The sequence below is a fragment of the Roseovarius sp. CAU 1744 genome (assembly GCF_039839345.1).
Classification (GTDB): Bacteria; Pseudomonadota; Alphaproteobacteria; order Rhodobacterales; family Rhodobacteraceae; genus Roseovarius.
Window position 1 is genome coordinate 801,801 of record NZ_JBDOQV010000001.1, and the last position, 6,000, is coordinate 807,800.

At 60.4% G+C, this 6,000-nt stretch carries 6 protein-coding genes; 4 read left to right on the forward strand and 2 right to left on the reverse strand.

The window, feature by feature from the left end; all coding sequences use genetic code 11:
• Positions 1–17: 17 nt before the first annotated feature.
• Positions 18–1,796 carry an acyl-CoA dehydrogenase C-terminal domain-containing protein gene (locus tag AAFO92_RS03905; protein WP_347533336.1) on the reverse strand — a complete coding sequence of 593 codons (1,779 nt, stop codon included), beginning with the start codon at positions 1,794–1,796 and terminating at the stop codon, positions 18–20.
• Positions 1,797–1,828: 32 nt separating this feature from the next.
• On the reverse strand, positions 1,829–2,230 hold the full coding sequence (locus AAFO92_RS03910) for a MerR family DNA-binding transcriptional regulator (RefSeq protein ID WP_347533337.1): 402 nt from the start codon (positions 2,228–2,230) through the stop codon (positions 1,829–1,831).
• A gap of 602 nt (positions 2,231–2,832) precedes the next feature.
• On the opposite strand from AAFO92_RS03910, the gene rpsL reads away from it, so the two are divergent.
• The 4 genes from rpsL to AAFO92_RS03930 form a co-directional block, all read left to right on the forward strand.
• Entirely contained in the window at positions 2,833–3,204 is a 372-nt protein-coding gene (rpsL, locus tag AAFO92_RS03915) for a 30S ribosomal protein S12 (RefSeq protein ID WP_085800764.1), read from the forward strand.
• A 12-nt stretch (positions 3,205–3,216) separates the two neighbouring features.
• Positions 3,217–3,687 (forward strand): 30S ribosomal protein S7, encoded by a 471-nt coding sequence (gene rpsG, locus AAFO92_RS03920; RefSeq protein ID WP_347533338.1) that lies wholly within the window; start codon positions 3,217–3,219, stop codon positions 3,685–3,687.
• Positions 3,688–3,706: 19 nt separating this feature from the next.
• Complete coding sequence (gene fusA, locus AAFO92_RS03925) at positions 3,707–5,824, forward strand: elongation factor G (RefSeq protein ID WP_347533339.1); 2,118 nt, start codon at positions 3,707–3,709, stop codon at positions 5,822–5,824.
• 54 nt (positions 5,825–5,878) lie between these two features.
• Positions 5,879–6,000 (forward strand): GTP-binding protein (locus AAFO92_RS03930; protein ID WP_347533359.1); only part of this gene is annotated, 122 nt, incomplete at its 3' end.

Here is a 6,000-nt window from a genome sequence, read left to right on the forward strand (position 1 = left end):
GTTGCCCCCACCATCGCTCAAAACTGGTCGGCCTCCAACGCCATTACCGGATCCGCGCCCGATTCGATGCGTGCCAGGTGCATCGCCGTCGCCGGCAGGCGGCGTTTCATGTAATAGCGGCCCGTCGCCAGCTTGGTCTCGTAGAACGCGGTGTCGGAGGCGCCGGCCTCGAGCGCCTCATGCGCGGCCTTGGCCATCTGCGCCCACATCAGGCCCAGGCAGACATGCCCGAAGAGGTGCATGAAATCATAAGAGCCGGACAGCGCGGCGTTTGGATTCTTCATGCCGTTTTGCATGAAGAACATACCCGAGGCCTGCAGGTGCTTGGAGGCTTCCTTGAGCGGTTCCAGGAAGTCGGCCTTGAGCTCGAGATTGTCTTCGTTTTCCTTGATGAAGTTCTTGACCAGATCGAAGAATGCCATGATCGGCTTGCCGCCGTTCTGCGGCAGCTTGCGGCCCACAAGGTCCAGCGCCTGCACACCGTTCGCGCCTTCGTAGATCATCGCGATCCGCGCGTCGCGCGTGAACTGCGACATGCCCCATTCCTCGATATAGCCGTGGCCGCCGTAGATCTGCTGCGCCTGGACGGTCATGTCGTACCCTTCATCCGTCAGGAAACCTTTCAGAACCGGGGTCAGCAGCGAGACCAGGCCTTCTGCCGCCTCGTCCCCGCCACGGTGCGACTGGTCAATCAGCTTGGCACCCCAGAGAAGGAAAGCGCGCGCGCCCTCGGTAAAGCTTTTCTGATCCATCAGCGAGCGGCGGATATCCGGGTGCACGATCAGCGGATCGGCAGGGCCATCGGGATTTTTCGCGCCGGTCACGTCACGGCCCTGAAGCCGGTCCTTGGCGTATTCCAGCGCGTTCTGGTAGGCGACATCGGCCTGGGCCAGGCCCTGCATGCCGACGCCGAGGCGGGCTTCGTTCATCATCGTGAACATCGCGCGCATCCCCTTGTGCTCTTCGCCCAGCAGGAACCCGGTGGCGCCATCATAGTTCATCACGCAGGTCGAGTTGCCGTGAATGCCCATTTTCTCCTCGATCTTGCCGCAGGAGACGCCGTTGCGCTCACCCAGGCTGCCATCTTCCTTGACCATGAACTTGGGCACGATGAAGAGGCTCACACCCTTGATCCCTTCGGGGCCGCCCGGGATCTTGGCCAGCACGAGATGGATGATGTTGTCGGCCATGTCATGTTCGCCGGCCGAGATGAAGATCTTCTGGCCGGTGATCTTGAAGCTACCGTCGTCCTGCGGCTCGGCCTTGGTGCGCATCAGGCCCAGATCTGTGCCGCAATGCGGTTCAGTCAGGTTCATCGTGCCGGTCCATTCGCACGACACCATGTTGGGCAGGTAGGTTGTCTTTTGCTCTTCCGAGCCGTGGACCAGAATGGCCGATGCCGCCGCATGGGTCAGTCCCTGGTACATGGCGAAGGCCTGGTTGGAGGCGCCGAACATTTCCAGCGTTGCGATGCCCAGCAGGTAGGGCATGTTCTGGCCGCCGTATTCCTCGGGCATGTCGAGCCCGGTCCAGCCCCCTTCCTTCACCTGGTCAAAAGCAGTCTTGAACCCGGTCGGCGTGCGCACGACACCGTTTTCCAGCACGCATCCCTCGGTGTCGCCCACCACGTTCAGCGGCGCCAGCACTTCGGAATTCAGCTTGCCGCATTCTTCGAGAACGGCGTTGGTGAATTCGCGGTCAAGTTCGGCATAGCCGGGTGTGCCGTCTTCGGATACGTTCAGCAGGTCGTGCAGAACGAATTGCATGTCTTTGATCGGGGCTGTGTAGCTCGGCATCGGTCTCTCCCTAGGGTATTGAGGCGCGGGGTTTATTCCGCGGCTTTTTTCGAATGGCGTAGCGAGGCGAGCATCTGGTCGCCCCATTTCATCTGGTCTCGCAGGTCTTCGATCGCGACGGTCAGTTCGTCGCGCTGGCGTTCCATGTCCGCCAACCGCTCCTTGGCGATCTCATAGGCGCGCGACAGTTGGGTGAATTGCTGATCTCCCTCGTCGTAGAGATCCAGAAGCTGGCGGATTTCCTCGAGGCTGAAGCCAAAGCGCTTGCCGCGCAGGATCAGCTTGAGCCGCGCGCGGTCGCGCTTGGTAAACAGTCGCTTCTGGCCCTCGCGGATCGGAAACAGCAGTTCCTTGGACTCGTAGAAGCGCAGGGTCCGGGGGGTCACCTCGAACTTGTCGCACATCTTGCGGATCGTCATCAAATCGTCGGTCATCGAATAGCCTGTCTGGTCACTCTGGATGGGGATGATCTGAGCATCTTGGGGATTCGATACAACAGGAAGTAGTGTTGACGTAACTGATACGCTACGTCACTTTTGCGTTTACGTAAGATCAAGCAAGGTAAACCTGCAAATTCGGAAATATCGTTAACCCGCCGCTGACGGATCTAGCATGACCGAACGGTGATTCCCTTGCGACTTCGGTTTGCCGTGACCCGGTGATCTGACGGCGGTTTTCGACCCGGGCAAGGTGTGCGATGGTTTCCGGAGGCAGGGGCCTTCACCGAGAGACCTTGTGGCGGGGCTGCAACCACGCCGCCAGCCGCGTGGCCGCTGTTGACAAGCTATCCGACTCCCCCTATACGCGCCCTCATCCGGCCAAGGGGGTCGCCCCGGCAGTCGAATTCAAAATTGAAGTGGTCAAGATCCGGGCCGTTTGTTGTGCCCCGATCCTCTGAATAGCCAACCGCGTCGTTCACCTCGGAATGGTAACGATTGCGGCGTTTGCGCTTTGCGGACGCGTGAAGGGCAGGAATGAATGAAACCGCATGGATACCCATGCAGACACATGTGTTGAGAGACGGGAAGAAACCGGAATGCCAACGATCCAGCAGCTGATCCGCAAACCGCGGCAGCCGAAAGTAAGAACGCAAAAATCGCAGCACCTGCAAGGGTGCCCGCAGAAACGTGGTGTTTGCACGCGCGTTTACACCACCACACCGAAGAAGCCGAACTCGGCCATGCGGAAGGTTGCCAAGGTGCGCCTGACCAATGGCTTCGAGGTCATCAGCTACATCCCCGGTGAAAGCCACAACCTGCAGGAACACTCGGTGGTTCTGATCCGTGGCGGCCGCGTGAAAGACCTTCCCGGTGTGCGCTACCACATCCTGCGCGGTGTTCTGGATACCCAGGGCGTCAAAGACCGTAAACAACGCCGCTCGAAATACGGCGCCAAGCGTCCGAAGTAAGAGGAATATCAGATGTCCCGTCGTCACGCCGCTGAAAAACGTGAAGTTCTGCCCGACGCCAAGTTCGGCGATCTGGTCCTGACCAAGTTCATGAACAACCTGATGATCGATGGCAAGAAATCGGTCGCAGAGAAAATCGTCTACAACGCGCTCGACCGCGTCGAAGACAAGATCAAGCGCGCCCCGCTGGAAGTGTTCCACGAGGCGCTCGACAATATCCAGCCCAGCGTCGAGGTCCGCTCGCGCCGGGTGGGTGGTGCCACCTACCAGGTGCCGGTCGAAGTGCGCCCCGAGCGCCGTCAGGCCCTGGCGATCCGCTGGCTGATCACCGCCAGCCGCGGTCGCAACGAGAACACGATGGAAGAACGCCTGGCCGGCGAACTGCTGGACGCGGTTCAATCGCGCGGTGCCGCCGTCAAGAAACGTGAAGATACCCACAAGATGGCCGAGGCGAACAAAGCCTTCAGCCATTACCGCTGGTAAACCCTAGAGGCAAGAAACCATGGCACGCGACTATCCGCTCGACCGTTACCGCAACTTCGGCATCATGGCCCATATCGATGCAGGCAAGACCACCTGCAGCGAACGGATCCTGTATTACACCGGCAAATCCCACAACATCGGTGAGGTGCACGATGGTGCGGCCACCATGGACTGGATGGAGCAGGAGCAGGAACGCGGCATCACCATCACCTCGGCGGCGACCACCACCTTCTGGGAGCGCACCGAAGACGGCCAGACCGCTGACACCCCCAAGCACCGCCTGAACATCATCGACACCCCCGGCCACGTGGATTTCACCATCGAGGTCGAGCGTTCGCTGGCCGTTCTCGACGGTGCCGTCTGCGTTCTGGACGCCAATGCCGGTGTCGAGCCGCAGACCGAAACCGTGTGGCGTCAAGCCGACCGCTACAAGGTGCCGCGGATGGTCTTCGTCAACAAGATGGACAAGATCGGCGCGGATTTCTTCAACTGCGTCAACATGATCGAAAGCCGCACCGGCGCGCGTGCCGTTCCCGTCGGTATCCCGATTGGCGCGGAAACCGAGCTGGAAGGCCTGATCGACCTGGTGACCATGGAAGAATGGCTGTGGCAGGGTGAAGATCTGGGCGCGTCCTGGGTCAAGGCACCGATCCGCGATAGCCTCAAGGACATGGCCGAGGAATGGCGCGGCAAGATGATCGAAGCGGCCGTCGAAGAAGACGACGACGCCATGATGGAATACCTCGAAGGCAACGAACCCGATGTGCCGACCCTGCGCAAACTGCTGCGCAAGGGCACGCTGGCGCTGCATTTCGTGCCGGTTCTGGGTGGGTCCGCGTTCAAGAACAAGGGTGTACAGCCGCTGCTGAACGCCGTGATCGACTATCTGCCCAGCCCGCTGGACGTGGTCGATTACATGGGCTTCAAACCCGGTGACGAGACCGAGGAGCGGAACATCGCCCGCCGCGCGGATGATGACATGGCCTTCTCGGCGCTGGCGTTCAAGATCATGAACGACCCGTTTGTCGGCTCGCTGACCTTTACCCGCATCTACTCGGGCGTCCTGAACAAGGGCGACACGCTGCTGAATTCGACCAAGGGCAAGAAAGAGCGCGTTGGCCGGATGATGATGATGCACTCGAACAACCGCGAGGAAATCACCGAGGCGTTTGCCGGCGACATCATCGCGCTGGCGGGTCTGAAGGACACCACGACCGGTGACACGCTGTGCGCGGTCAACGATCCGGTGGTTCTGGAAACCATGACCTTCCCCGATCCGGTGATCGAGATCGCGGTCGAGCCGAAAACCAAGAACGACCAGGAAAAGATGTCCCAGGGTCTGGCCCGTCTGGCCGCCGAAGACCCGTCCTTCCGCGTGGAAACCGACCTGGAATCGGGTCAGACCATCATGAAGGGCATGGGCGAACTGCACCTGGACATCCTGGTGGACCGCCTGAAGCGCGAATTCAAGGTCGAGGCCAATATCGGCGCGCCGCAGGTGGCTTACCGTGAGACCATCAGCCACGAGGTCGAGCACACCTACACTCACAAGAAACAGTCGGGTGGGTCGGGCCAGTTCGCCGAGGTGAAGATGATCATCACGCCGACCGAGCCGGGCGAAGGCTATTCCTTCGAGAGCCGCATCGTTGGCGGTGCCGTTCCCAAGGAATACATCCCGGGTGTCGAAAAAGGCATCGAAAGCGTCATGGACAGCGGCCCGCTGGCCGGCTTCCCGGTGATCGACTTCAAGGTCGCCCTGATCGACGGTAAGTTCCACGACGTTGACTCGAGTGTCATGGCGTTCGAGATCGCCGCCCGCATGGGGATGCGCGAAGGCCTGAAGAAAGCCGGTGCGAAACTGCTGGAGCCGATCATGAAGGTCGAGGTGATCACGCCGGAAGAATACACCGGTGGCATCATCGGTGACCTCACCAGCCGCCGCGGCCAGGTCTCGGGGCAGGAGCCGCGCGGCAACGCGATCGCGATCGACGCAAACGTGCCGCTGGCCAACATGTTCGGCTACATCAACACGCTGCGCTCGATGTCCTCGGGCCGCGCCCAGTTCACCATGCAGTTCTCGCATTACGAACCGGTGCCGTCGAACATCAGCGAAGAGATTCAGGCGAAATACGCCTAGGCGAAATCAGGCGCCGGTTTGTCCGGCGCCCTCGGAAAAACCAAGGAGGCCATCATGGCAAAGGAAAAGTTTGATCGTTCGAAACCGCATGTGAACATCGGGACCATTGGTCACGTGGATCACGGGAAGACGACGCTGACGGCGGCGATCACGAAGTATTTCGGTGATTTCAAGGC

Excerpts from the sequence above, each read along its gene's own strand:
- AAFO92_RS03905 (WP_347533336.1), bottom strand. The coding sequence starts at position 1,796 with ATGCCGAGCTACACAGCCCCGATCAAAGACATGCAATTCGTTCTGCAC.
- AAFO92_RS03910 (WP_347533337.1), bottom strand. The coding sequence starts at position 2,230 with ATGACCGACGATTTGATGACGATCCGCAAGATGTGCGACAAGTTCGAG.
- rpsL (WP_085800764.1), top strand. The coding sequence starts at position 2,833 with ATGCCAACGATCCAGCAGCTGATCCGCAAACCGCGGCAGCCGAAAGTA.
- rpsG (WP_347533338.1), top strand. The coding sequence starts at position 3,217 with ATGTCCCGTCGTCACGCCGCTGAAAAACGTGAAGTTCTGCCCGACGCC.
- fusA (WP_347533339.1), top strand. The coding sequence starts at position 3,707 with ATGGCACGCGACTATCCGCTCGACCGTTACCGCAACTTCGGCATCATG.